The organism is Bordetella genomosp. 2 (genome assembly GCF_002261345.1).
GTDB lineage: Bacteria > Pseudomonadota > Gammaproteobacteria > Burkholderiales > Burkholderiaceae_B > Bordetella_A.
In genome coordinates this window covers 190,716-213,994 of sequence record NZ_NEVT01000007.1, presented here as the reverse complement: position 1 = coordinate 213,994, position 23,279 = coordinate 190,716, and the positions used below count along the sequence as shown (strand labels likewise).

Here is a 23,279-nt window from a genome sequence, read left to right as displayed (position 1 = left end):
GGGGCGGTCAGGCTCCTGTTGGATGAAGAATGCGCGGGCGGGCCGCCGTGCCGAAGCAGGGGCGGCGCCGCCGCGGCGCGGCGCATGCGCCGCGCTCAACCGCGTTGGCCGGCCACGTCGTAGCTGGCCTGGTAGTCCAGTTCGCCGAACGCGTCGGCGCCGTTGGCGTGCGCGGCCCGCGCTTCGGCGCGGACTTCGGCGCGGGTGGGCGCGGGGCCGGCGGCGTAGGCCGCGGGCTGCTCCTGTTCGCCGAACGTGACCTGGCCGGCCGCCTTGGCGGCTTGCAACTGGGCCTGGATCTCGGCGCGGGTCACGGTGCTGTACGAATCATGCGCGGGCGGATAGTCGAGCTCGCCCGAGGGTTCGGCGGCGTAGGCGGCGCCCATCATGGTCATCGACATCAGCACGGCGGAAACGAGGGTCTTCATGGCAATTCTCCGTAAGGGATCAATCGTTGAACTATCTATTTGCAGGTAGGGTTATGGCCAAAATAAAACGGGCTCAGGCGCCGGTGTCCGGATAGCCTTCGCCGCCGAACGCGTAGGCGCCGTGGGCGCGCGCTTCGGCGGCTTCGGCCTGGACCTGGGCGCGGGTCAGCGTGCTGGAGGCGACGGGGGCGGCGGCCTGTTCGGTTTCACCGAAAGTGACCTGGCCGGCGGCGCGGGCGGCTTGCAGCTCGGCCACGACCTGGGCGCGGGTCAGCGCAGAGGTCTGCTCGACGGCGGGCGGATAGTCCAGCTCGCCCGAAGGCTCGGCGGCGTAGGCGGCGCCCATCATGGTCATCGAAATCATCGCGGCGGAAACAAGGGTCTTCATGGTGATGCTCCGTAAAGGTAGGACTTGCGGAATAAAGCTATCTATTTGTAGATAGGTGGACAGGGAAAATAAAAGAGGCTCAGGCGCCGGTGTTCGGATAGCCTTCGCCGCCGAACGCGTAGGCGCCGTGGGCGCGCGCCTCGGCGGCTTCGGCCTGGACCTGGGCGCGGGTCAGCGTGCTGGAGGCGACGGGGGTGGCGGCCTGTTCGGTTTCACCGAAGGTGACCTGGCCGGCGGCGCGGGCGGCTTGCAGTTCGGCCACGACCTGGGCGCGGGTCAGCGAGGAGGTCTGCGCCACGGCGGGGGGATAGTCCAGTTCGCCCGAGGGTTCCTGGGCATAGGCGGTGGTGCCGGCCAGGCCGGCGGAGATCAGCAGGATCGAAGCAAGGGTTTTCATGATGGTTCCAGTTCCAGAGTGTCAGCAGCGGGTTTAGTAAATTTACCTATATGTAGATAGATAAACAGGGAAATAAAAACGCGCCAGAAGCGCTGGCTGGAGGGCGGTACCGCTTGCATTCCAACCATGAGACGTATGTTATCTACTAGTAGATAGATAAGTCAAGCGCTTTTTGGATTTTTTTTCAGGTGGGTGTGGCGCGGGCGCCCCGGCCGGCCGTCAGGCCGCCGCCTGGGCCTGCGCGCCCATGTAGATCTGCGCGTAGCCTTCGCGGATCGCCGAGGTGATCTGGTCGAGCCGGCGGCCGATGTGCTTTTCGAGCAGGGCGACGCAGCTTGCCTCGTCGCGCGCCAGCAGCGCTTCGAGGATCTGGCGGTGCTCGAGCTGCGAGTTGCGGCGGTCGCCGCGCCGCATGTCGATCCAGCGCACGAAGCGGATGCGGGCGTTAACGTTGTGCAGCACGCGCAGCATCTCGGTATTGCCCGACATGGCCAGCAGGCGCTCGTGGAATGTCTCGTCCAGGTCGACCAGCTCGGCCACGTCGCGGTCGCCCGGCTCGGGGCCGGTGGCGTCCAGGAAGGCCAGCAGCTCGCGGATATCCGCGTCTTGCGCACGTTCGATCGACAGCCGCGCGCCGGCCACTTCCACGACCTTGCGCAGTTCGTACAGGTGGAAGATCTCGTGCACGTCGAGGTCGCGGCAGAAGAAGCCCTTGCCGGGCTGGAAGCGCAGCAGGCCTTCGATGCCGAGGCGGTTCAGCGCTTCGCGCAGCGGCGTGCGGCTGACTTCCAGCCGCTTGGCCAGCGCCACTTCATTGAGTTTCTCGCCGGGCTTGAACTCGTAGCCGATGGCCATGGATCGAAGCTGGCTGTAGACACGGTCGACGGTACTGTCGGGGACGGTGCTCACGGGATCTCCGGTGAAATGACGGCCGCCGGCGGATGCGGCGGCGGACGGCCGGGCGATGCCGTTCCGGGGTAGCGGAGGGCAGGCCCTAGCCGAATGCCCGCGGCCGCAGTCCGGCGTGGAACCAGGTGATCATCGAATAGATGTCGTAGACGGGGAGCCCGGTGGCGGCCTGCAGGGCGGCGGCATAAGGTGGCATATTAGTACATTCGAGCACGATGGCGCCCACCTCGGGATGGCGCCGCACCAGGTCGCGGCCGGCATCGAGGATGTCCTGTTCGGCCAGGCCGATGTCCATGTCGTGTTTCTCGGCCTTGATGAGCACGCGGAAGAATTCCCGGCCGTTCTCGGTGCCGGCCAGCGGGATATCGGCCGGCACATTGACCGCCGCCAAGTGCGCCGGCGACAGGGTCGAGCCGCTGACCGTGACCAGGCCGACGCGCTTGCCGGGCGGCAGCGTGGCCTGCACCCACGGCACCTGCATCAGCGACGAAGTGGCCACCGGCACGCCCAGCGCCTGCGCCAGCTCCTGCTGGAACAGCGCCAGGAAGCCGCAGTTGGTGGTGATGGCTTCCGCGCCCAGGTCGACCAGTTCGCGGCCGGCCTCGATGAAGGCGTCCAGCGTGCCCTCTGCGCCCCGCAGCACCACTTTTTCCGGGCTGGCGCCGCGCACCACGCGGTATAGCACCGGGAACGGCCAGGTCTGGCCGTTGCCCATGTCGCCGGGAATGCGCGGGAAGCGCGCGTCCAGCATGAGAATGCCGAGCGGCGCGCCGTACAGGGACTTGCCGCCGCGCGCGATGCGGCCGGAAGAGGAAGCGGATGACATGGACGGGATCCTTGCGCAATGAGAGTTGAGGTTCAGGCGAAGCGGCGCGGGTCGAACGGCGCCAGCGCGATGGCGGGCGGGCGGCCCTGCAGCAACTGCACGGCCAGCTCGGCCGTGCGGGCCGAGCCCACCAGTCCGGTATGGCCGTGTCCGTAGGCGTGCACGATGTCGGCGCTGGCCGAGGCCGCGCCGATGCAGGGCAGGCCGTCGGGCATGCTGGGGCGCGCGCCTTGCCAATATTCGACCCGCTCTTCGGGCAGCGGGTCGGGCAGCGACGGATAGATCGACAGCAGCAGGTCGCGCACGATGTGCGCGCGGCGCCAGTCCGGCGCGGCATCGATGTCGGCGATCTCGACCTGGCCGGCCACGCGCAGGCCGGGCTCCATCGCGTTGACCACCACTTTGCAGTCGGCGAACATCGTCGAGGTGCGCGGCCCGGCCTCGGGCTGCCGGACCACCGCGTGGTAGCCCCGCTCGGCGCCCAGCGGCACGCGGTCGCCGGCCTGGCGGGCCAGCTCGCGCGAGTGTCCGCCGGCGGCGATCACGGCCTTGTCGCAGGCGATGTCGCCATCGGCGGTGCGCACCGCGCGCAGCCGGCCGTTTTCGATGGCGAAGCCGGTGGCGCGCGTGCGCCGCAGGTCGGCGCCCAGCGAGCGCGCCAGGCGCGCCAGCGCCGCCACGTAGGCGCCCGGGTCGCGGCAATGGCCCGTCTCGGGCACCAGCACGCCGAAGGTGTAGCGCGGATGCAGGTCGGGTTCGCGCGCGCGCAGCGCCGCGGTGTCCAGCTCTTGCCACTGGATGCCTTCGCGGCGGCGGATTTCCCAGGCGCGCGCGTCGGCGCGGAACTGCTGTTCGGACAAATAGGCATGCAGCAGGCCGCGCTGTTCGATCAGGTGCGGCACGCCGGCCTGGGCGGCCAGCGCCTGGTGCAGCGCCGGCGCGTCGGCCAGCAGCGTGCGCAGGGCATGGGCGGTGCGCTCGACGCGCGGCCAGGTCCAGGCCGAGGCCAGGTAGCGCGCCAGCCAGGGCAGGGCGCGCGGCAAGTAGCCGGCGCGCACGGCCAGGGGTCCGAGCGGGTCGCGCACCCATTTGGGCACTTGTTTCCACACCCCTGGCGCGGCCGGCGGCAGGATGGAGTGCGACGACAGCCAGCCGGCATTGCCGTAGCTGGCCGCCTGGCGCCCGCCCGGTTCGCCGGATTCCACCAGGGTGACGCGCAGCCCGGCGTTGCGGGCCTGGACGGCGGTCGCGGCTCCCACCGCGCCGGCGCCGATCACGACGACGTGCGGGGCGGCGCTCATGAGGCGGACGGGGTGAAGTCGCGCGCGTGCGACTGGGCGCGCGGGTCCAGCATGCAGTGCAGGATGGCGGGCTTGCCGGAAGCCAGGGCGCGCTCGAACGCGGGGGCGAAGTCTTCGGTGCGCTCGACCCGTTCGCCGTGTCCGCCGAAGGCCACCGCCATGGCGGCGAAATCCGGGTTGCGCAATTGCGTGCCCACCACCCGGCCGGGGTAGTCGCGTTCCTGGTGCATGCGGATGGTGCCGTATTGGCTGTTGTCCAGCACGATGACGATGATGGCGGCATCGTACTGCACGGCGGTGGCGAACTCCTGGCCGTTCATCAGGAAGCAGCCGTCGCCGGCGAAGGCCAGCACCGTGCGCTGCGGGAATTGCAGCTTGGCCAGCACCGCGGCCGGCACGCCGTAGCCCATCGAGCCGCTGGTGGGCGCCAGCTGGGTGCCGAAGGCATGGAAGCGGTGATGGCGGTGCAGCCAGCCCGCATAGTTGCCCGCGCCATTGCACACCATGGCGTCGCGCGGCAGGCGCTCGCGCAGCCAGGCCAGCGCCTGGCCATACTGGAAGTCGCCCGGCAGGTTGCGCGGCGTTTCGGTCCAGTCCAGGTAGTCGGCATGCGCCTGTTCGGCGCTGCCTTGCCAGGCCGGCGCGGCCGGCACGGCCAGTTCCGCCAGCGCGGCGCTGAAGGCGCGCGGCCCGGCCTGGATGGCCAGCGCCGGTTGGTAGACGCGGCCCAGTTCTTCCGCGCCGGCATGCACGTGCACCAGTTGCTGGCGCGGCACGGGCACGTCCAGCAGCGTGTACGAGGAAGACGGCATTTCCGACAGCCGCCCGCCCACCAGCAGGATCAGGTCGGCCTCGGCCACGCGCGCCTTCAGGCGGGCGTCCGGACCGATGCCCAGGTCGCCGGCATAGCAGGGGTGGTCGGCCGGGAACAGCGAGGCGCGCCGGAACGAGGTGGCCACCGGCAAGCCCGCGCGCTGCGCGAATTCGGCGAACTGGCGGCAGGCGGTTTCGTCCCAGCCGGAGCCGCCGAGCACGGCGATGGGGCGGCGGGCCTGCGCCAGCATGTCTTCCAGCGCGCGCAGGTCGTGCGGCGCCGGCCAGGCCTGGGCCGGCTCGACGCGCGGCGCGTCGGCCACGGCGCAAGTGTCCACCAGCATATCTTCGGGCAGCGCGATCACCACCGGGCCGGGGCGGCCCTGCATGGCCACGCGGTAGGCGCGCGCCACCAGTTCCGGGATGCGCTCGGCGCGGTCGATTTCCACCACCCACTTGGCCATGGCGCCGAACATGGCGCGGTAGTCCACTTCCTGGAAGGCCTCGCGCTCGCGCATGGAGCGGTCGACCTGGCCGATGAACAGCAGCATGGGGGTGGAGTCCTGCATGGCGATGTGCACGCCGTGGCTGGCGTTGGTGGCGCCCGGGCCGCGCGTGACGAAGCACACGCCGGGCCGCCCGGTGAGCTTGCCGTAGGCCTCGGCCATCATCGCGGCCCCGCCTTCATTGCGGCAGATGACCACATCGACGCCGCTGTCGTACAGCGCGTCGAGGGCGGCCAGGTAGCTTTCGCCGGGCACGCAGGTGACCCGCTCGACGCCCTGGCGGCGCAATTGATCGATCAGGATTTGTCCGCCGGTGCGGACGGGAAGGCCGGTGGTCATGTGCGGTCTCTCGCCGTATGGGAAGGAGGGCGCACAGACGATGGCGCCCGACACGGCGAAGCATAACACTTGACTGCATACAGAACAATATTCATCATATGTCTACACGTGAGTGTGCAATTTGGCTAGGACACCTGGCCGGCAAGGCAGCTGGGATTCGTTTATTTCAACTGAAAATTCAAGGGGTTATATATGAAGCGCCGAGAGATGTTGAGTCATGCCGCCCTGCTGGGTGCCGCCACGGCCGCGACGGCCGCGCTGCCCGCCCGCGCCTTCGCCCAGGCGGCGCCGGTCGCGCCCGCCGCCGGCTCCACCATGGAGCGGGTGCGCAAGGCGGGGGCTCTGCGCATGGGCGTGATCGTCGGCCAGGCGCCGTACTTCACCAAGAACCTGGCCGACGGCACCTGGTCGGGCGCCTGCCTGAGCATGGCCGCCGACATCGCCCGCATCCTCAATGTCAAGGTCGAGACGGTGGAAACCACCTGGGGCAACCAGATCCTCGACCTGCAATCGAACAAGATCGACCTGGCCTTCGCCGTCAACCCCACGCCCGAGCGGGCGCTGATGGTGGATTTCGCCACGCCCATCCTGGTGCATTCGTTCACGGCCGTCACGCGCAAGGGCTTTGCCAAGCCCGCCACCTGGCAGGACCTGAACAAGCCCGAGGTGCGCATTTCGGTGGACATGGGCTCGGCGCACGAGCTGATCGCGCGCCGCTACGCGCCGCGCGCCAATATCCTGGCGTTCAAGACGCGCGACGAGGCGGTGCTGGCGGTGTCCACCGGGCGCGCCGACTGCAATGTGGTGCTGGCCATCCTGGCGCTGCCCATGCTGAAGAAGAACCCGGCGCTGGGCGAGATCGCCATCCCGCGCCCGATCCTGACGCTGCCCACCAACATCGCCGTGCGCCGCGAGGCCGACCCGAGCTGGCGCGACTTCCTGAGCGTATGGGCCGACTACAACCGCTCGATGGCGCAGACCCGCGAATGGTTCCTGCAAAGCCTGGCCGAGCTCGGCGTGCAGGAAGACGACATCCCGCCCGAAGTGCAGTTCTGAGCGGGCCGCGCCATGGAGTACGCATGGAGCTTCGAGGCCCTGGCGCCCTATACCGGCCTGCTCTGGAAGGGACTGTGGATCACCATCGTGTTCACCGTCACCACGGCGCTGGCCGGGCTGGCCATCGGGCTGGTCGCCGGGGTGCTGCGCACCAATGCGCCGCGCTGGGTCAACGTGCCGGTGGTGGCGTACATCGAGGTGTTCCGCTGCACCCCGCTGCTGGTGCAGCTGGTCTGGATGTACTACGCGCTGCCGGTGCTGATCCAGGTGGAGATGTCGCCCGGCATGGCGTGCTTCCTGACACTGTCGCTGTACGGCGGGGCTTTCTACGCCGAGATCTTCCGCGGCGGCATCGAGGCGGTCGAGCGCGGCCAGTGGGAGGCCGGCCGCGCGCTGGGCATGCGGCGCGGCCGCATTTTCCGGCGCCTGATCCTGCCGCAGGCGGTGCGGGTGATGATCCCGTCCTTCATCAACCAGACGGTGTTGCAGCTGAAGAACACCTCGCTGGTATCCACCGTGGCGGTGGGCGACCTGCTGTACCAGGGTTCGGTCATCACCGCCGCCATCTACCGGCCGCTGGAAACCTACACCGTGGTGGCGGTCGTGTATTTCGTGGTGCTGTTCCCGCTGACCCTGGCGGCGCAGCGCCTGGAAGCCCGCATGGGAGCGCATCGATGAACCCGCACACCCCCATCCTGCAGGCGGCCGCGATCCACAAATCGTTCGGCAGCCACCATGTGCTCAAGGGCGTGTCGCTGGACGTCGCCAAGGGCGAAGTCGTGACGCTGATCGGCGCCAGCGGCTCCGGCAAGTCGACCTTCCTGCGCTGCATGAACCTGCTGGAAATGCCGCAGGCGGGGCGTCTGGCGGTGGGCGCGCACGCCTTCGACTTCGACGCCGGCCACAAGCCGCCCGGCGACGCCAGCCTGGCGGCGCTGCGGCGCGACATCGGCATGGTGTTCCAGCACTTCAACCTGTTCCCGCACATGACGGTGCTGCAGAACGTCATCGAGGCGCCCATGCAGGTCAAGGGCATGAGCCGCGCCGAGGCGGGCGAGCTGGCGCGCGAGCTGCTGGCCAAGGTCGGCCTGGCCGACAAGGTGGACGCCTATCCCAGCCGGCTGTCCGGCGGCCAGAAGCAGCGGGTCGCCATCGCCCGGGCGCTGGCCATGCGGCCCGCCGTCATGCTGTTCGACGAAGTCACCTCGGCGCTCGACCCCGAACTGGTGTCCGAAGTGCTGGGCGTCATCAAGGAGCTGGCGGCCGAGGGGATGACCATGGTATTGGTAACGCATGAGATGGCATTCGCGGCGGACGTATCGGATCGGGTCGGCTTCATGCTGGACGGTGTCATGGCCGAGATCGGCACGCCGGCAGAGATCTTCCGTCATCCGCGCAACGAGCGTCTCAAGTCCTTCCTGCAGCGGTTCCACCACGGCCAGGCCGTCCATGCCGTCGGGCCCGCCTGAGGCCGCCTTCCGATGCTTGCCATGACTTCCCTCCCGTCCACCTCCCCGGTCCCGGTGTACGACCGCATCAAGGCCATGGCCACGACCTTCCGGCTGCGGCCCGGCGAGCGCGTCAACGAGCTCGAGCTGGCCCGCCAGCTGGGGGTCAGCCGCACGCCGGTGCGCGAGGCGCTGAACCGCATCGCGGCGGAGGGTTTCCTGGTGGCCACGCCCAACCGCGGCTACACGGTGCGGCCGCTCGACGCGCGGCAGTTGATGGCCTTGTACGAGTATCGCGCCACTGTCGAATTGGGCGTGGTCCGGCTGGTCTGCGCCCGCGCGTCGGACCAGGCCCTGGCCGACCTGGCCGCGTCGGTGGCGGGCAGCCGCGACGAGATCGACACCGACGCCCAGGCGCTCGACCTGCTGTGGCGCGACGAGGCGTTCCATGAGCGCCTGGCCGGGCTGGCCGGCAACCCCGAGTTCGTGCGCTCGGTGCGCTCCATCAACGAGCGCATCCGCTTCCCGCGCTGGATCGACCTGAAGGCGCGCCGCAGCCAGACCCGCAACGACCATCCCGACATCGTGCGCGCCCTGCAGGCGCGCGATGTCGCCGCGGTGCAGGCGCTGATGAGCCAGCACATCGACAAGCACCTCGACCACGTGGTCGAACTGACCCGCGCCGGCTACGCCGAGATCTACATGGGCAACGCGCTGGCGGACTACGCGGAGTCGCGCTTGCTGGAGGCCGGCGCCGCGCCCGCTGCTTCCTGACCCTTTTGTTCCGAACCCTCACCCAGGATCCACACCACATGAAAGCTATCTTTGTCGACGCCAACCCCACTTTGTCGGCCGTGGCCGAGCGCCTGCATCGCGCCGACGACCTGCCGCTGACCATCAACCGCCAGCCCGACATCACGTCCGACCAGTTGCCGGGCGTGCTGGGCGACGCCGAAATCGCCATCATCGACCATACCCACCTGCCGACCGACATCGCGCGCCAGTGCGCCGGCCTGAAGCACGTGGTGTTCCTCGGCACCGGCCCGCGTTCGTACATGAACCCAGAGGAACTGGCCGATATCGGCATCCAGGTGCACATCATCAAGGGCTACGGCGACACCGCCGTGGCCGAATGCGCGTTCGCGCTGATGTGGGCGTCGGCCAAGGGATTCGGCCGCATGGACCGCGGCATGCGCGCCGGCAACTGGCTGCGCTCGGACGGCGTGCAGCTGACCGGCAAGACGCTCGGGCTGGTGGGCTTCGGCGGCATCGCCGCGGAGGTGGCGCGCCTGGCGGGCGGCGCGGGCATGCAGGTGATCGCCTGGAACCGCAGCCCCAAGACGCATCCCGGCGTGCGCTTCGTCGAGCTGGACGAGCTGCTGGCGCAGAGCCATGTGGTGTCCCTGCACCTGCTGCTGACCGACGAGACGCGCGGCATCATCTCGCGCGAGCGCATCGCGCGCATGCGCGACGGCGCCATCCTGGTCAATACCGCGCGCGGCGCGCTGGTCGACGAGGCCGCCATGATCGAGGCGCTGGAATCGGGCAAGCTGGGCCACGCCGGCCTGGACGTCTACGTCACCGAGCCCATGCCGAAGGACCATCCGCTGACGCGCCTGGACAACGTGACGCTGCCGGCGCATTCGGCGTTCCGCACGCCGGAGGCCAGCGACAACCTGATCCAGGCGGCGCTGAACCACTGCCGCCGCATTTCCGGCCAGGGGGTGCAGCAATGAGCGCCATTACCCGGCTCGACCAGAATACCCGCCGCGCGCGCGCGGTGATCCACAACGGCACCGTGTACCTGGCGGGCCATACCGCCGACGACCGCGGCGCCGACGCGGCCGGCCAGACCCGCCAGGTGCTGGCCAAGGTCGACGAGATGCTGGCGGCCGCCGGCACCGACAAGTCGAAGGTGCTGAACGTGACGATCTGGCTCAAGAGCATGGCCGATTTCCAGGCCATGAATTCGGTCTACGATGCCTGGATCGTGCCCGGCCAGGCGCCGGCGCGCTGCTGCGGCGCCATCGAGCTGGCCGCGCCCGACATCCTGGTCGAGATCATGGTCACGGCCGCGCTGTAGGCGGCGCCGGTTTCTTTCACCGAACATGGATTCAACAGCAAGCATGTCTACCGATCATTCCGCGGCGCCCGCGTTCCGGCGCGCCGGCCGCATCGCCCGCATCGCGGTGTCCGAGATCCTGCGCATCGGCGCGCGGGCCGCCCAGCTCAAGCGCGAAGGGCGCGACGTCATCGTGCTGGGCGCCGGCGAGCCCGACTTCGACACGCCGGACAACGTCAAGGAGGCCGCCGTCCGCGCCATCCGGGCCGGCGAGACCAAATACACCCTGCTCGACGGCACGCTGGCCCTGAAGGCGGCCATCGCCCGCAAGTTCGAGCGCGACAATGGCCTGTCGTATGGCCTGGACGAGATCACCGTGGGGGCGGGCGCCAAGCAGGTCATCCACAACGCCCTGATGGCCACGCTGGACGACGGCGACGAAGTGGTGGTGGGCGTGCCGTACTGGACGTCCTATGCCGACATGATCGCCATCGCCGGCGGCAAGACGGTGGAAGTGGCGTGCCGCGAAGACAACGGCTTTCGCATGGATCCGGCCGACCTGGAACGCGCCATCACCCCGCGCACGCGCTGGGTCATGCTGAACTCGCCGTCCAACCCCACGGGGGCGGCCTACGGCGAGGCCGACTTGCGCGCGCTGGCCGATGTGCTGCTGCGCCACCCGCATGTCTGGCTGATCTGCGACGACATCTACGAGCACCTCATCTACGGCGACTTCGCCTTCCGCACCATGGCGCAGGTGGAGCCGCGCCTGAAGGCGCGCACGCTGACGATCAACGGCCTGTCGAAGGCCTACGCCATGACCGGCTGGCGGATCGGCTACGCCGGCGGCCCGAAAGAGCTGATCGGCGCGATGGCGGTCGTGCAGAGCCAGAGCACCTCCAACCCGTGCTCGGTCAGCCAGGCCGCCGCCATCGAGGCGCTGGACGGCCCGCAGGACGTGCTGGCCGAGCGCCGGCGCTCGTTCCAGGCGCGGCGCGACCTGGTGGTGGACGGCCTCAACGCCATCGACGGCCTCAGTTGCCGCCGGCCCGAAGGGGCGTTCTACACCTACGCCAGCTGCGCCGGCGTGCTGGGCCGCGTCACGCCCGGCGGCCGCAAGCTGGAGACCGACGCCGACTTCTGCCAATATCTGCTGCACGAGCATGATGTCGCCGTCGTGCCGGGCACGGTATTCGGCCTGGCGCCGTATTTCCGCATCAGCTACGCCACTTCGCAGGCGCAGTTGCAGGCCGCCCTGGAACGCATCGGCCGGGCGGTGGCGCAATTGTGCTGATTTTCACAAAACGCCGCCCGCCACGGCGGGCGGCCTATCGCAGCACCAACTTCACAAGGGGAATAAACCATGTTGCGTATCCTGAGCATCGCCACCCTGGCCGCGGCCAGCCTGGCGGCCGCCGTGCCGGCCGCCGCGCAGGACAAATGGCCGTCGCGGCCCATCACGATCGTCGGCGGCTTCCCGAACGGATCCGGGGTCGACCTGTACGCGCGCAAGCTGGGCCAGGGCCTGACCGAAACACTGGGCGTGCCCGTGGTCGTCGAAGCCCGCACCGGGGCGGGTGGCAATGTGGCGTCGGACGTGGTGTCGCGCGCGGCGCCCGACGGCTACACGTTCCTGTTCGGCACCGCCGGCACGCATGCCATCAACGCCGCGCTGTACAAGAGCCTGAGCTTCGATGTCTGGAACGACTTCAGCCATATCGCGTTGCTGGGCGACGTGCCGAACGTGCTGCTGGTCAACCCGAAGAAGCATCCGGATATCAAGACTTGCAAGGACCTGATCGCGCTGGCGAGCAAGAATCCCGGCAAGATGAATTACTCGTCCACTGGCAACGGCACCTCGGGCCACCTGGCCGGCGCGCAATTCACCAATCAGGCCAAGGTGCAGATCATGCACGTGCCGTATCGCGGCCAGGGCCCGGCCATGACGGCGCTGCTGTCGGGCGAGGTCGATTTCTTCTTCAACCAGAGCGCGCCCAGCATCGCCGCGGTGCAATCCGGCCAGGTGATCGCCCTGGGCGTCACCACCTCGAAGCCGCTCGAAGCCTTGCCGGGCGTGCCCACCGTGGCCGAGGGCTGCGGCCTGCCGGGGTATGAAAGCAGCACCTGGTATGGCCTGTTCGGTCCCGCCAAGCTGCCGGCCGATATCCAGAAGCGCTTCAGCGACGCGGTCATCAAGGAAATGTCCAAGCCCGAATTCCAGCGCTGGCTGATCGACTCGCAGGGCATCACCCCGCCGACCGACCCCAGCCCCGCGGCCTTCGAGCGCGTGCACAAGGCCGACATCAAGCGCTGGGCCGAAGTGGTCAAGCAGTCCGGCGCGCGAGTGGACTGAGCGCCGGGGCCGCGGCCGGCTAAGAAGGTGTCTGACACCCCCTGGCGAGATCGCGTGCTGGCGCACAGTGCCGGATGGGGTGTCAGACACCTGTGGCAGTGTCGCAGGGAATGTGTCTGACACCCCCTGGCGAGACCGCATGCTGGCGCACAGTACCGCATGGGGTGTCAGACACCTGCAGAGACGCCTGCGGATCTGCAGGCCCGCGGCCGGCTGCGGCGGTCAGCCGAGCAGGACCACCGCCACGGTGAGCAGGCCCAGCGCCAGGTTGACCCCCACCCAGGTCTTGATGGCGCCCATGGCGGCGCCGGCGGCGGGCCATTGCCCGGCCTGGGCCGCGCGCGCCAGGCGCGGGTACAGGATGTAGCGGACATGGCCGAAGATGGCGGTCATGAGCAGGCCCAGCACCGCCATGGCCATCCAGGAGGGCGGCATGTGGAAATTGCCGCCCGACTCGGCCGCCTGGCGCGCCGAGCGGCCGACCATCCAGGCCCCGCTGGCCAAGGCCACCACCACCGCCCACAAGACGGCGTTCAGGAAGCGGCCCAGCACGTCCTGCATCAGGCGCAGCCGCTGCGGCGGTTCCAGCGCCGCGGCCGCCGGCCGCAGGAAACAGTACGCGAAGATCATGCCGCCGACCCAGACGATGATGGCCAGCAGGTGCGCGAACTTCAGGACGTTGTAGAACATGGCGATTCCCGGAAGCGGCGGCGCCGGGAGCGCGCCGCCCAGCCCAGATGATATCGCCGCGACCCCGAAATCGACATAAACTGGAGCATGCGCCGGCGGCAGGAGGGCCGCCGTTGATTGTTTTTTTTCATAGGTTGCAGGCCATGCCCAGTTTCGACGTGGTTTCCGAAGTGGACAAACACGAACTCAGCAACGCGGTCGACCAGGCCAATCGCGAGCTGGCCACCCGTTTCGATTTCAAGGGTACCGACGCCAAGTTCGAGCTCGAGGGCTTCGTGGTCACCCAGACCGCGCCCAGCGCCTTCCAGCTCAAGCAGATGCTCGACATCCTGCGCGGCCGCCTGTCGGCGCGCGGCATCGACGTGCGCTGCCTGGAAGTCGCCGATCCGCTCGAGAACCTGGGCGGGGCGCGCCAGAAGATCACCGTGCGCCAGGGCATCGAGCAGCCGGTGGCCAAGAAGCTGATCGCCGCCGTCAAGGCCGCCAAGCTCAAGGTGGAAACCCAGATCAACGGCGACAAGCTGCGCGTCAGCGGCAAGAAGCGCGACGACCTGCAAGAGGTCATCGCGCTGCTGCGCAAGACCGACGTGGACCTGCCCCTGCAGTACCAGAATTTCCGCGACTGAGCCGGCCGGATGGAATAAGTCGGGCAGGGCGGACGTCTGTAGCAGTGCCGTATCCCTTTTCAGGAGCCCACCATGACCATCCGTATCGCCACCGCCCGCCATGCCGCCGTCCTGGCGGCCTGCGCCCTGTTCGCCGCCGCCGCCCACGCCCAGGCGCCCGTCAAGACCCAGGACGGCATGCTGGTCGACCAGTCCGGCATGACCCTCTATACCTTCGACAAGGACAGCGCCGGCAAGAGCGTGTGCAACGACCAGTGCGCCAAGGCCTGGCCGCCGCTGGCCGCGTCGGCCGACGCCAAGGCGCAAGGCGACTACAGCATCGTCACGCGCGACGACGGCTCGAAGCAGTGGGCCTACCGGGGCAAGCCGCTGTACCTGTTCGTCAAGGACGCCAAGCCCGGCGACAAGCAGGGCGACAACGTCAAGGACGTCTGGCATATCGTCAAGCCCTGAGCCCGGCCGGCCGCCCGCATGCGCGCCGACGACGAGGCGCTGATCGTCGCCTGCATCCCCAGCCTGCGGCGCTACGCCCGCGGGCTGACAGGCGACCGCGAGCGGGCCGACGACCTGGTGCAGGACACGCTCGAACGCGCCTGGAGCCGCTTCTCGCGCTGGCAGCGGCGCGGCGAGCTGCGGGCCTGGATGTTCGGCATCATGCACAACCAGTTCATCGACGGCCTGCGCGCGCAGCGCCGCCAGGCCGACTGGCAGGCCGACGCCGAGCTGGCCGAGATCCCCGTGCGGGCCACCCAGGCGGATGGCCTGGAGGTGCGCGACCTGGATCGCTGCCTGCAGCTATTGCCGCCCGACCTGCGCGCCGTGATCCTGCTGGTGGGCGTCGAGGAGTTCAGCTATCGCGAGGCGGCGCTGGCCCTCGACGTGCCGATCGGCACGGTCATGTCGCGCCTGTCGCGGGCGCGCGAGCGGCTGGGCGCGCTGCTGGACGGACGCCCGGCGGCCGCGCTCATCCACCGGGTCAAATGACATGAACGACAAAACGCTGCACGCCGTGTCCGGCCCGGGCGCGCCGATTACCGAGGCCGACCTGCACGCCTATGCCGACGGCCAGCTACCCCCCGGGCGCGTGCCGGAGGTGGCCGCCTGGCTGGAGCAGCATGCCGGGGCGCGCGCGCGCGTGCAGGCCTGGCGCGAACAGAACCGGCGCCTGCGCGAATGGCTCGGCCCGGTGGCCGACGAGCCTTTGCCGCTGCGGCTGCCGCTGGCGCCGCCCCGGCGCCGGCGCCGCTGGCCGGGCCTGGCGGCCGGCGTGGCGCTGGCCGTATGCAGCGCCGCCGCGGCATGGCTGGTGCGCGGCGAACTCGACCGCCGGGCCGCGCCGGCGACCGTGGCGGCCGCCGGCGCGGGGTTCGCGCACCGCGCCGCGGTGGCCCACGCCGTGTACGCCGCCGACGCGCGGCGTCCGGTGGAGATCGGCGCCGACCAGGAACAGGCGCTGGTCGCCTGGCTGACCAAGCGGCTGGGCGCCCCGGTCCGGGCGCCGGCGCTGGCCCGGGCCGGGTACGACCTGGTGGGCGGCCGCCTGCTGCCCGGCGGGCAGGGGCCGGTGGCGCAATTCATGTACGCCTCGGCCGACGGGCGCCGCCTGACCTTGTATGTCACGCGCGAAGCCGCCGGCGGCCAGGCCGCCTTCCAGTTCGCGCAGGATGGCCCGGTGCGGGTGTTCTACTGGGTCGACGGCCGGTTCGGCTATGCCCTGTCGGGCGAGGTGGATCGCGGCGAACTGATGCGCGTGTCCACCGAGGTCTACCGGCAGCTGGACGGCCGGCCCGCCGGCTGAGGCGCCGCGCGGCTCAGGGCCGCCACGCCAGCAGCGCGTCGACCAGCGCGCGCAGCACGCCGATCAGCGGCTCGGCCCGCTGCGCATCCCAATGATAGGGCTCGGCTTCGGTCATGTAGGCCTCGAGCGCCATTTCCAGTTGCAGGGCGTGATACCCGTCTTGCGGCCGGCCGTAGTGGCGGGTGATCCAGCCGCCCTTGAAACGGCCGTTGACCACATGGGAGAACGCCGGCGCGGCGGCCAGCACGCGCGCCGCCGCGTCCTGCAGCGAGGCGGCGCAGCTCGCGCCGTCGGCCGTGCCCAGGTTCAGGTCGGGCAGGCGGCCCTCGAAGAAGCGCGCGCAGCGCGAGATGATCGAATGGCCGTCCAGCAGCACCACGTAGCCGTGGCGCGCGTGCACGCGGTCCAGTTCGGCCCGCAGTTGTGCATGGTAGGGGTCGAAGTAGGCACGCCGGCGGGCCGCCACGTCGAGCAGGGGGTCGGCCGCCACGCCGTCGCGCCAGACCGGGCCGCCGTCGAACCGGCCGGTGGGGCACAGTTCGGTGTTCGAGGCGCCGGGATAGAGCGCCGCGCCTTCCGGGTCGCGGTTCAGGTCGACCACGTAGCGCGAATGGGTGGCGGCCATCAGGGTCGCGCCGCGCGCGCGCGCGAAGTCGTACAGGCGGTCCACGTGCCAGTCGGTGTCCGGCACGCCCAGCGCCTGCGCGGTCATGAGCGGGCGCAGCTCGGTGGGCACCCAGGTGCCGACGTGCGGGATGTTGATGACAAGCGGCGCGTCGCCGCGGGCGAGGGTGTAAAGCGTGGTCATGCGTGCGGGTGTTGCAGTGAAAGAAATCGGGATGGCGGGTCGCCCCGGGCCCTAGACCGAGCGGGTGATGCCGCCGTCGATGCGGATGTTCTGCCCGGTGATGTAGCTGGACCGGTCCGAGGCCAGGAAGGCGATCAGCTCGGCGACTTCGTCGGCGCGGCCGTAGCGGCCCATGGGAATGCGCCGGCGGCGGTCGTCTTTTTCGGGCAGGCTGTCGATGAAGCCGGGCAGCACGTTGTTCATGCGGATATTGTCGGCGGCGTAGTCGTCGGCATAGACCTTGGTGAAGGCCGCCAGGCCGGCACGGAACACGCCCGAGGTGGGAAACAGCGCTTCGGGCTCGAAGGTGGCGTAGGTGGAGATATTGACGAACGCGCCGGCGCGCTGCCGCTGCATGATGGGCGTGACCAGCCGCGCGATGCGCACCACGTTCAGCAGGTAGTATTCCATGCCGAGCTGCCAGTCGGCGTCGGGAATGTCCAGCAGCTTGCCCTTCGGGCCGTGGCCGGCGCTGTTGACGACCGCGTCGATGCGGCCCCAGCGCTGCATGGCGCCATCGACCAGCCGGGCGATGTCGTCCGGCTTCAGGTTGGAGCCGGTCACGCCCAGCCCGCCCAGTTCGGCGGCCAGGGCCTCGCCCTTGCCCGACGACGACAGGATGGCGACCTGGAAGCCGTCCTCGGCCAGCTTGCGCGCCGCCGCGGCGCCCATGCCGCTGCCACCGGCGGTGATCAGCGCGACTTTCTGATTGGACATGTCAGCTCCTGTAGGGAAAATGGGGAAGCAGGCCGGGCGCGGCCGGCCGGTCGGTGCCATGATAAACCCGCGTCAATCCGGCTGGCGGGGCGGCGCGGGCCGGCTGCCCGCCGTGATGCCGGCCGAGGCCGCCACGATGGCCGCCACGGCCGCCCACTGCATGAGCGTCAGCGCCTCGCCCAGGAACACCAGCCCCGACAGCGCGGCGAACACCGGCTCCAGGCTGAGCAGCGTGCCGAAGGTGCGCACCGGCATGCGGGCCAGCACGGTGATCTCCAGCGCATAGGGCAGCGAGCTGGAGAGGATCGCCACGCCGATGGCCAGCGGCAGGATAGCGGGCGCGAACATGCCCGGCCCGGCGTGCGCCAGGCCGAACGGCAGCACCGCCGCGGCCGCCACGCAGGCCGCCAGCGCCACGCTGTGCGTGCCGTGGCGCAGCGCGGCGCGCCGGCCGAACACGATGTACAGCGCCCAGCACAGGCCGGCGGCCAGCGCATAGGCCATGCCGGCCGGGTCGAGCGTGCGGATGTCGGCGCCGTGCGGGACCAGCAGCAACAGGCCGGCCGCCGCCAGCGCGATCCAGCCGAAGTCGGCCAGCCGCCGCGAGGCAAGCAGCGCCACCGCCAGCGGGCCGGTGAACTCCAGCGCCACCGCGATGCCCAGCGGGATGGTGCGCAGCGACAGGTAGAACAGCAGGTTCATGGCGCCGAGCGCCAGCCCGTAGGCCACGATCAGGCGCCATCCCGAGGGCGCCAGGCGGAGGCGCCACGGCCGGAAATAGGCCAGCAGCATCAGCGCCGAGAACAGCAGGCGCAGGGCCGCCGTGCCGGGCGCGCCGACCGCCGGGAACAGGCTCTTGGCGAGCGCCGCGCCGCCCTGCATGGAGACCATGGCGATCATCAGCAGGACGACGGGGTAGAGCGGCGAGGAAAGGCGGGAGGCGGAGGTGGGCATGCTGCGCGGCCGGCCGCAGAAGGCGGCCGGCCCGCCATTCTACGGCAGGCGTGCCGGGCGATTGCGATCCGGCGCGCGCAGGAGTAGGCTTTGGCCCCTGTCAACAGCCGCCCATCATGAACGCCTCGCCTCCCGCCGGCCCCGACGCCGCCGCTCTCGCTTCCCCGCCCACTTCCTGGGCGCTTTTCAAAGGTTTCTTCTGGCTCGGGCTGAGCGCCTTCGGCGGCGCCCTGCCGCTGGCCCGCCACATGGTGGTCGAGAAGAACCGCTGGCTATCGCCAGAGGACTTCACCGAGCTGCTGGGGCTGTGCCAGTTCCTGCCGGGCGGCAACATCATCAACATGTCGGTGGCGCTCGGCATGAAGTTCCGCGGCCCCAAGGGGGCGTTCGCGGCGCTGATGGGGCTGATCGCCGCGCCCTCGCTGATCGTGATCGCGCTGGGCATGGTGTACCAGCGCTATGCCGACGACCCGCGCATCCAGCACCTGTTCGCCGGCCTGGCCGCCGCGGCCGCCGGCCTGCTGATCTCCATGGCGGTGAAGATCGCGCGGCCGCTGCGCGGCAAATGGGCCGGCATCGCGGTGGCGCTGGCCTGCTTCGTCGGCATCGCCGTGCTGCGCCTGCCGCTCTTGCCGACCATGCTGGTGCTGACGCCGCTCAGCATCTTCCTGACCTGGAGGACGACGCGATGACCCCGGTACTGATTTCGCTGCTGGTGATCTTCACCCAGCTGTCGGTATTGGCCTTCGGCGGCGGCAACACCATCCTGCCCGAAATGCAGCGGCAGGTGGTCGAAGTGCACCAGTGGATGTCGGCCGCCGATTTCAGCGCGCTGTTCGCGCTGAGCCAGGCCGCGCCGGGGCCCAACCTGATGATCGTGACGCTGGTGGGCTGGCACGTGGCCGGCTGGCAAGGCGCGCTGGTCACCTCCATCGCCAAGTTCGGCCCGTCCTCGGTGCTGGCCGTCGTCGCGCTGGGGCTGTGGGAACGCTTCAAGGACAAGCCCTGGCGCCGCGTGGTGCAGGCCGGCATCTTCCCCATGACCGCCGGGCTGATGGCCGCCAGCGCGGCGCTCATCACCGAGGCCTCGGTGCACACCTGGATGCTGGGCGGCATCACGGCGCTGGTGGCGCTGGTCACGCTGTACACCCGCGTGCATCCCCTGTGGATGCTGCTGGTGGGCGCGCTGGTCGGCCTCACCGGCATCGGCCAGCCCTGAACGGCGCCTGCCCCGCCGCCAACTACTCAAAGGCTCGTCCATGTCGGATTCCTTCACCCCTCCCAGCTACGGCAACGCGCCGGACGTCACCTGGTCCACCGCCGATCTATGCGACGCGGCCTTGCGCGACCCCGCCTGCGGGCTGCGCGTGCTGCCGCCCGTGTACCGCTCCTATGGCGGCCGCGAGTGGTACTTCGGGCAGGTGCAGGTCGTCGCGGCGCCCGGTCCCGACGGGGCGCTGTCGCTGGCCGGCGTGCTGGCCGGCCCCGGGGCGGGGCGCGTACTGGTGGTGGATGCGCTGGGCAACGCGGCGCATGCCGTCTTCGGCGACCGCATGGCCTGCATGGCGGTGCAGAATGGCTGGAGCGGCGTGCTGGTCCACGGCTACGTGCGCGATACCGCCACGCTGGCGCGGTTGCCGCTCGGCGTGCATGCCCTGGGCGCCATGCCGAACCGGCCGGCCGCCATGGCGCCCGCGCTGCCGCGCGACGCCATCACCTTGCATGGGCTGGACGTGCGCGACGGCGACTGGGCCTACGTCGATACCGACGGCATCGTGCTGATGGCGCGGCGCCACACCGCGCAGGCGCCCGCGTCCTGAGGCGTCAGGGCGCGTGGCGGGCGCGCAGTTCGGCGTACGACAGCAGTTCGCCGGCCAGCGCGCTGGCCATCACGGTGGGCGGGCTGGCCAGCCATACGCTGCCCGGGCCCGAGCGGCCGGGGAAATTGCGATTGATGGCGCTGACGGTTATCTGCTCGGGCGCGGTCGAGGAGCCCGGCCCGCAATTGGCGCAGGCGCCGCACGACGGCTGGAGGATGCGCGCGCCGATGGCGGCGAAGGTGCGGTGATAGCCGCGCGCCACGCAGTAATCGCGCACGGCCGTGGTGCCGTATTGCAGGTACAGTGTCACGCCCGGCGGCAGGCGCAGGCCGCGCGCCAGCGCCCAGGCCAGCACCTCGTGGTAGTGGTCGAAGTCCTCGCGCTTGCCGGCCGTGCAGGAGCCGCCATACGCGATGTCGACCCGGGGCCGGTCCCGCAGCTGCGCCAGCGGCACGCCGTTGCCGGGGTCGCCCGGCGCCGCGACCATGGGCGATAGCGCGGCGCAATCGACGCGCAGCCGCCCCGCGTAGGCGGCGTCCGGATCGCTGCGCATCCAGGGTTCGAGCGTCATCGCCACGCCGCGCCGCTCGCGCAGGAAGCGCAGGGTCTGCTGGTCCGGCGCCACGATGCCGGTCAGGCCGCCCAGCTCGGCCGTCATGTTGGTCAGGGTGGCCCGTTCGTCGATGGACATCGCTTCGACGGCCTCGCCGACGAACTCGAAGACTTTGCCGACGCCCGCGCCAGCGCGGATCTCGGGCAGGGCCAGCAGGTGCAGCACCACGTCCTTGGCCGTCACGCCGGGCGGCAGCGCGCCGGCGAGTTCCACGCGCAGCGAGGCGGGCAGGGCCAGCCGGACCGCGCCGGTGACGAAGGCGTTGGCCATGTCGGTGGTGCCCACGCCGAACGCCACGCAGCCCAGGGCGCCGCTGTGCGGCGTGTGCGAGTCGGTGCCCACCACGATCTGGCCCGGCAGCGCATAGTGCTCGGTCATCATGGCGTGCGAAATGCCCGCGGCATTGCCGCCGGCGTCGCGCGCGGCCTCGGCCTCGGTCAGCGTGCGGTGCTGCCGCAGACCGTGGGTCCGGACGAAGTCCCTCTGCGCCTGGCACATGGCGCGCACCTGCGGGACGATGCCCATGCGGACGTGATTGGGGCTTTCTTCCACGTACGAGGTGTGGTCCTCGAACACGACGATGCGGGCCGGATCCGCCAGGCGCGGCTGCCGGCCGAAGCGCCCGCGCAGCAGGTGCGCCGCCATGCCGGTGTAGTACTCGTGGATGAAGCGCCAGTCGGCCTGGATGAACACGCCGTCGCCCTGGCCGGGATCGGCCGGCGTGACCGGGGTCGCCAGCAGGTGGCGCCGCACGATTTTCTCGAATAGGGTGCGCGGCGGCTCTGCCGCCGCTGCCGCGCGCGGCGCCGGCGCGGGCTGCCCGCCATGCAGCTCGGCCTGGCCGAAGGCCAGCAGGCCGCCGGCGCGCACGATGGCGGCCGCCAGCGCGTCGCGTCCGGCGACCAGTTCGTCCACGGCGATGGCCTCGCCGCGCCGCAGGCGCTCGACCAGCCCCAGGTCGGTGCTGGTGTACAGCCCGATGTTGTCGGCGTTCTGCCGGTAGATGCGCTCGAAGCTCTCGGCGATCACCAGCCGCACGCCGGCCGATTTTTCCGCCATGGGGCTGTGCTCGCGCGATGAGCCCTTGCCATAGCGCTTGCCCGCCACGATCACGTTGATGCCCGCCTGCCGGATGGCGTCCACCCCGATGGGGCGCGCGCCGCCGACCAGCAGGCCGGTATAGGGATAGCGGCCCAGTTGCTCGTCGAAATGCGTCATGATCGGCAGCGGCGTGATCTCGTCGGTCGAGATATCGTCGCGCAGCGGCGCGGCGTCGCACAGGGCCAGCGCCTGGCCGGCCAGCTGCGCCGCGATGCGGGCGGGGTCGCGCGACAGCAACAGCAGCCGCGCCGGTCCGTCTACGGAAAAAATCTCGCTCATGGGGTGCCGTGGTTATTCGGGGGCGATGCCCGCGGCGCTCACCAGGGTCCTGGTCCTGGCGATCTCCGCGGCCAGCGTGTCGTCGGCGTGGCGGGTGCTGCTGCCCAGCGAAACAAAGCCCTGCGGTCCGAGCGTGCCGGTCACCTGGGGCGCGCGCATGGTCTGCTGCGTCGCCGCCTGCAATTGGCGCACGATATCGGCCGGCAGGCCGGCCGGGCCGATCAGGGCGATCCAGGCATCGTAGGAATAGTCCCGCACGCCGGACTCGTCCAGCGTCGGCACGCCGGGCAGGACCGGCACGCGCTGCGGCGTGCTGACGGCCAGGGCGCGCAGCTGGCCGGCCTGGATCTGCGCCACCACCGAAGGCACCGCCAGGAACGCCGTCTGGACTTGTCCCGACATGACATCGGTGATGAGCGCATTGCCGCCCCGGTAGGGGATGTGCATCATGTCGATGCCCGCCTTGGCCTTCAGCAGCTCGCCCGCCAGGTGCAGCACGCTGCCGGTGCCCGACGAACCGTAGTTGATCTTGCCGGGCTGCGCCCGCGCGGCCTGCAGCAGGTCGCCGATGCTGCGATACGGCGAGTCCTGCGCCACTACCAGCACCAGCGGCGTCGTGCCGATGATGGAGATCGGGGTGACGTCGCGCACCGCGTCGTAGGGCATGCTGCGATACAGGCTCGGGTTGATGGCGTGGTTGGACGACACCATGCCCAGCGTGTAGCCGTCCGGCCGGGCCGACACCAGCTGGCGCGTGCCCGGGATGCCGGCGGCCCCCGACAGGTTCTCGACGATCAGCGCCTGGCCCAGTTCCTTGCCCAGGCTCTCGGCGACGACCCGCGCCACCACATCGGCGGTCGAGCCGGGCGAGGTCGGCACGATCAGGCGGATGGCGCGCTCGGGGTAGCCGGCGGCCAGCGCCGGCAGTGCCTGGCCCAGGGCGCCGAGGGCGAGCATGCAGCCCGCCAGGAATCTGGCTGTGGTCATTGCGTTGTCTCCATTGCTCTC

28 protein-coding genes are annotated in these 23,279 nt (G+C 70.3%); 15 read left to right on the top strand and 13 right to left on the bottom strand.

What is annotated here, in order from left to right:
• Positions 1–95: 95 nt before the first annotated feature.
• The 7 genes from CAL24_RS17750 to CAL24_RS17720 all read right to left on the bottom strand — a co-directional run bounded on the left by CAL24_RS17750 (position 96) and on the right by CAL24_RS17720 (position 5,907).
• A complete protein-coding gene (locus CAL24_RS17750; protein WP_094807419.1) occupies positions 96–428 on the bottom strand; it encodes a DUF4148 domain-containing protein in 333 nt (110 codons plus the stop codon).
• 73 nt (positions 429–501) lie between these two features.
• Positions 502–816 (bottom strand): DUF4148 domain-containing protein, encoded by a 315-nt coding sequence (locus CAL24_RS17745; protein WP_028352997.1) that lies wholly within the window; start codon positions 814–816, stop codon positions 502–504.
• Between the two features lie 79 nt (positions 817–895).
• Positions 896–1,213 (bottom strand): DUF4148 domain-containing protein, encoded by a 318-nt coding sequence (locus CAL24_RS17740; protein ID WP_028352998.1) that lies wholly within the window; start codon positions 1,211–1,213, stop codon positions 896–898.
• Positions 1,214–1,432: 219 nt separating this feature from the next.
• Positions 1,433–2,122 carry a GntR family transcriptional regulator gene (locus tag CAL24_RS17735; RefSeq protein WP_028352999.1) on the bottom strand — a complete coding sequence of 230 codons (690 nt, stop codon included), beginning with the start codon at positions 2,120–2,122 and terminating at the stop codon, positions 1,433–1,435.
• Between the two features lie 85 nt (positions 2,123–2,207).
• Positions 2,208–2,948, bottom strand: coding sequence for an aspartate/glutamate racemase family protein (locus CAL24_RS17730; protein ID WP_038853008.1), 741 nt, complete (start codon positions 2,946–2,948; stop codon positions 2,208–2,210).
• A gap of 32 nt (positions 2,949–2,980) precedes the next feature.
• Complete coding sequence (locus CAL24_RS17725) at positions 2,981–4,249, bottom strand: NAD(P)/FAD-dependent oxidoreductase (protein ID WP_094807418.1); 1,269 nt, start codon at positions 4,247–4,249, stop codon at positions 2,981–2,983.
• Entirely contained in the window at positions 4,246–5,907 is a 1,662-nt protein-coding gene (locus CAL24_RS17720) for a thiamine pyrophosphate-binding protein (protein WP_094807417.1), read from the bottom strand. The genes CAL24_RS17725 and CAL24_RS17720 overlap by 4 nt, the downstream gene beginning before the upstream one ends.
• A 192-nt stretch (positions 5,908–6,099) precedes the next feature.
• On the opposite strand from CAL24_RS17720, the gene CAL24_RS17715 reads away from it, so the two are divergent.
• The 8 genes from CAL24_RS17715 to CAL24_RS17680 all read left to right on the top strand — a co-directional run bounded on the left by CAL24_RS17715 (position 6,100) and on the right by CAL24_RS17680 (position 12,826).
• Positions 6,100–6,963, top strand: coding sequence for a transporter substrate-binding domain-containing protein (locus CAL24_RS17715; RefSeq protein WP_094807416.1), 864 nt, complete (start codon positions 6,100–6,102; stop codon positions 6,961–6,963).
• Between the two features lie 12 nt (positions 6,964–6,975).
• Positions 6,976–7,641 carry an amino acid ABC transporter permease gene (locus CAL24_RS17710; RefSeq protein ID WP_028353004.1) on the top strand — a complete coding sequence of 222 codons (666 nt, stop codon included), beginning with the start codon at positions 6,976–6,978 and terminating at the stop codon, positions 7,639–7,641.
• On the top strand, positions 7,638–8,432 hold the full coding sequence (locus tag CAL24_RS17705) for an amino acid ABC transporter ATP-binding protein (RefSeq protein WP_028353005.1): 795 nt from the start codon (positions 7,638–7,640) through the stop codon (positions 8,430–8,432). Before CAL24_RS17710 ends, CAL24_RS17705 begins: the two co-directional genes overlap by 4 nt.
• A gap of 21 nt (positions 8,433–8,453) precedes the next feature.
• Complete coding sequence (locus CAL24_RS17700; protein WP_094807415.1) at positions 8,454–9,185, top strand: GntR family transcriptional regulator; 732 nt, start codon at positions 8,454–8,456, stop codon at positions 9,183–9,185.
• 38 nt (positions 9,186–9,223) lie between these two features.
• Positions 9,224–10,147: an NAD(P)-dependent oxidoreductase gene (locus tag CAL24_RS17695; RefSeq protein ID WP_094807414.1), complete on the top strand. Its 924-nt coding sequence runs from the start codon at positions 9,224–9,226 to the stop codon at positions 10,145–10,147.
• Complete coding sequence (locus CAL24_RS17690) at positions 10,144–10,494, top strand: RidA family protein (protein WP_028353007.1); 351 nt, start codon at positions 10,144–10,146, stop codon at positions 10,492–10,494. Before CAL24_RS17695 ends, CAL24_RS17690 begins: the two co-directional genes overlap by 4 nt.
• A 43-nt stretch (positions 10,495–10,537) precedes the next feature.
• A complete protein-coding gene (locus CAL24_RS17685; RefSeq protein WP_094807413.1) occupies positions 10,538–11,767 on the top strand; it encodes a pyridoxal phosphate-dependent aminotransferase in 1,230 nt (409 codons plus the stop codon).
• Positions 11,768–11,836: 69 nt separating this feature from the next.
• On the top strand, positions 11,837–12,826 hold the full coding sequence (locus tag CAL24_RS17680) for a Bug family tripartite tricarboxylate transporter substrate binding protein (RefSeq protein ID WP_094807412.1): 990 nt from the start codon (positions 11,837–11,839) through the stop codon (positions 12,824–12,826).
• Between the two features lie 222 nt (positions 12,827–13,048).
• On the opposite strand, the gene CAL24_RS17675 is transcribed toward CAL24_RS17680, so the two are convergent.
• Positions 13,049–13,516, bottom strand: a complete 468-nt coding sequence (locus CAL24_RS17675; RefSeq protein ID WP_028353010.1) for a CopD family protein — start codon at positions 13,514–13,516, stop codon at positions 13,049–13,051.
• A 143-nt stretch (positions 13,517–13,659) separates the two neighbouring features.
• Between CAL24_RS17675 and CAL24_RS17670 the strand changes: the two genes are divergently transcribed.
• The 4 genes from CAL24_RS17670 (at position 13,660) to CAL24_RS17655 (ending at position 15,940) form a co-directional block, all read left to right on the top strand.
• The gene (locus tag CAL24_RS17670) at positions 13,660–14,142 is read left to right on the top strand and encodes a YajQ family cyclic di-GMP-binding protein (protein WP_094807574.1); all 483 of its coding nucleotides are present in this window, start codon (positions 13,660–13,662) and stop codon (positions 14,140–14,142) included.
• Positions 14,143–14,214: 72 nt separating this feature from the next.
• Positions 14,215–14,595: a COG4315 family predicted lipoprotein gene (locus CAL24_RS17665; RefSeq protein WP_028353012.1), complete on the top strand. Its 381-nt coding sequence runs from the start codon at positions 14,215–14,217 to the stop codon at positions 14,593–14,595.
• An 18-nt stretch (positions 14,596–14,613) separates the two neighbouring features.
• Positions 14,614–15,126: an RNA polymerase sigma factor gene (locus CAL24_RS17660; protein ID WP_094807411.1), complete on the top strand. Its 513-nt coding sequence runs from the start codon at positions 14,614–14,616 to the stop codon at positions 15,124–15,126.
• Position 15,127: 1 nt separating this feature from the next.
• Entirely contained in the window at positions 15,128–15,940 is an 813-nt protein-coding gene (locus CAL24_RS17655; protein ID WP_028353014.1) for an anti-sigma factor family protein, read from the top strand.
• Between the two features lie 13 nt (positions 15,941–15,953).
• Here CAL24_RS17655 and hutG read toward each other — a convergent pair whose 3' ends face one another.
• The 3 genes from hutG to CAL24_RS17640 all read right to left on the bottom strand — a co-directional run bounded on the left by hutG (position 15,954) and on the right by CAL24_RS17640 (position 18,395).
• Positions 15,954–16,748 (bottom strand): N-formylglutamate deformylase, encoded by a 795-nt coding sequence (gene hutG, locus CAL24_RS17650; protein ID WP_028353015.1) that lies wholly within the window; start codon positions 16,746–16,748, stop codon positions 15,954–15,956.
• A gap of 51 nt (positions 16,749–16,799) precedes the next feature.
• Entirely contained in the window at positions 16,800–17,504 is a 705-nt protein-coding gene (locus tag CAL24_RS17645) for an SDR family oxidoreductase (RefSeq protein WP_094807410.1), read from the bottom strand.
• Between the two features lie 72 nt (positions 17,505–17,576).
• On the bottom strand, positions 17,577–18,395 hold the full coding sequence (locus tag CAL24_RS17640) for an EamA family transporter (protein WP_094807573.1): 819 nt from the start codon (positions 18,393–18,395) through the stop codon (positions 17,577–17,579).
• A gap of 179 nt (positions 18,396–18,574) precedes the next feature.
• Between CAL24_RS17640 and CAL24_RS17635 the strand changes: the two genes are divergently transcribed.
• The 3 genes from CAL24_RS17635 to CAL24_RS17625 are packed head-to-tail and all read left to right on the top strand — an operon-like array spanning position 18,575 to position 20,278.
• Positions 18,575–19,150: a chromate transporter gene (locus CAL24_RS17635; RefSeq protein ID WP_028353018.1), complete on the top strand. Its 576-nt coding sequence runs from the start codon at positions 18,575–18,577 to the stop codon at positions 19,148–19,150.
• Positions 19,147–19,677: a chromate transporter gene (locus tag CAL24_RS17630; protein WP_028353019.1), complete on the top strand. Its 531-nt coding sequence runs from the start codon at positions 19,147–19,149 to the stop codon at positions 19,675–19,677. The genes CAL24_RS17635 and CAL24_RS17630 overlap by 4 nt, the downstream gene beginning before the upstream one ends.
• A 40-nt stretch (positions 19,678–19,717) precedes the next feature.
• On the top strand, positions 19,718–20,278 hold the full coding sequence (locus CAL24_RS17625; protein WP_094807409.1) for a hypothetical protein: 561 nt from the start codon (positions 19,718–19,720) through the stop codon (positions 20,276–20,278).
• 4 nt (positions 20,279–20,282) lie between these two features.
• Here CAL24_RS17625 and CAL24_RS17620 read toward each other — a convergent pair whose 3' ends face one another.
• Positions 20,283–22,271 (bottom strand): aconitase family protein, encoded by a 1,989-nt coding sequence (locus CAL24_RS17620; protein WP_094807408.1) that lies wholly within the window; start codon positions 22,269–22,271, stop codon positions 20,283–20,285.
• A gap of 12 nt (positions 22,272–22,283) precedes the next feature.
• The gene (locus tag CAL24_RS17615; protein WP_094807407.1) at positions 22,284–23,258 is read right to left on the bottom strand and encodes a Bug family tripartite tricarboxylate transporter substrate binding protein; all 975 of its coding nucleotides are present in this window, start codon (positions 23,256–23,258) and stop codon (positions 22,284–22,286) included.
• Between the last annotated feature and the right edge of the window lie 21 nt (positions 23,259–23,279).